The sequence below is a fragment of the Gilliamella sp. GillExp13 genome (assembly GCF_001690815.1).
GTDB lineage: Bacteria > Pseudomonadota > Gammaproteobacteria > Enterobacterales > Orbaceae > Gilliamella > Gilliamella bombi.
In genome coordinates this window covers 1-1,676 of sequence record NZ_LZHJ01000104.1, presented here as the reverse complement: position 1 = coordinate 1,676, position 1,676 = coordinate 1, and the positions used below count along the sequence as shown (strand labels likewise).

At 29.7% G+C, this 1,676-nt stretch carries 2 protein-coding genes; both read left to right on the top strand.

The features are described 5' to 3' along the window. A partial coding sequence (locus tag A9G37_RS07360; RefSeq protein WP_141671123.1) for an integrase core domain-containing protein occupies window positions 1-541 on the top strand: 541 nt, incomplete at its 5' end. A 349-nt stretch (window positions 542-890) separates the two neighbouring features. Continuing rightward, on the top strand, window positions 891-1,676 hold a 786-nt coding region (locus tag A9G37_RS07355; RefSeq protein WP_442903144.1), incomplete at its 3' end, for a capsular polysaccharide export protein, LipB/KpsS family.

Below are 1,676 nucleotides of genomic sequence, written 5' to 3'. Positions count from 1 at the left end.
AAAACGAAAAAAACGCATTCCTCCACGATGCCCGGAAAAGCTATTTGTGCCTAATAAACAAGGTGAATGTTGGTCAATGGATTTTATGAGTGATAGTAGCCGTAATCAACGTCGCTTTAGGACATTCAATGTCATCGATGACTTTAATCGTGAGGCGTTAGGTATTGATATTGCAGTCAGCTTACCAGCAGGAAGGATTACCCGTTACTTAGATAAACTGGCCGAATATCATGGATATCCATTAAAAATACGGGTCGATAATGGGCCAGAATTTACAGGAAAAACCTTTATAAACTGGGCTAAATCACATGATATAGCCATTGATTATATAAAGCCCGGTAGCCCTTATCAAAATGGTTATATTGAACGATTTAATCGTACCTATCGTACTGAATTACTTGATTTATATCTTTTTAATAACTTAGCACAAGCAAGGAGAATAACCGAAGAATGGCTAACGATTTATAACACCGAAAGACCGCATGAGGCATTAAATAACATGACACCGATTGAGTATAAAACACTAAAACAAGCAGCTTAATTTTCTACGTGAGTTGTGTACTAAGTTTGGGCATTTACACTAAGTTTCGGGTATTTACAAAATAATTACAAACTTGTATTTTTATGTTAACATACTGCTATGTTATGCAAAATAGTACGTTTTGTTAAACTTTGTTTCTTTAAGTTTCAATATGGACGTTTTATTTTGTTGGTTAATTGAAAATAAATATTGTAGGAATAGACTAATAAATTAAATTTTCATAAATACTTTTTATTACAATAAAAATAAATTATTCAAGTAGTAAATAGTTTTTAATGTATAATTTGTTACTTTTAATAAAGCAATGAACCATTATTTACACGAACTAATTCATACTCAAAAAAACATATTGTTTCTACAAGGCCCTGTTGGACCTTTTTTTAAAAAGGTTGCAGAATGGCTGAAAAAATCAGGATGTAACGTCTATAAAATAAATTTAAATGGAGGTGATGAGTATTTTTATTCAAAAAATAGTGTTTCTTTCTGTAAATCAGTTGAAAAGTTCCCACAATTTTTACAAGATTATATCTATCAACATTCTATCGATGCGATTATTGTTTTTGGTGATTGTCGGATATACCACAAAATAGCTAAGTCGATAGCAGATTCTAATCCAAATTTATCATTTTGGGTGTTTGAAGAGGGTTATCTTAGACCTCATTATATTACTTTTGAGAAAGATGGGGTTAATGGTTTTTCTCTATTACCCAAAAATCATGATTTTTATGAAAATATTGGAATTACCTCTATAGATAAAAGTAATGGGAAGTCTCATTATTATTCAATGATTCGCTACAGTGTTATTTATTATATTTTTATGCTATTAAAGAAATATAAATATTCTAATTATATACACCATAGAAAAACATCATTATCTTTTTATGCTTCCCATTGGGTTTTAGCTTTAATTAGAAGATTGAAATCAAAATTAATAGAACCTAGACTGATAAAAAATGTTATTAACAATGAGCATAAACCATTCTATATTTTTCCTTTGCAATGCAATCAAGATTTTCAAATTCAAGAGCATAGCCCCTATCACTCTATGAAATCATATATTTTCAGAGTGATATGTTCATTTTCTTTATTTGCTGATGAAAAAAGCTATTTACTAATCAAGCATCATCCAATGGAT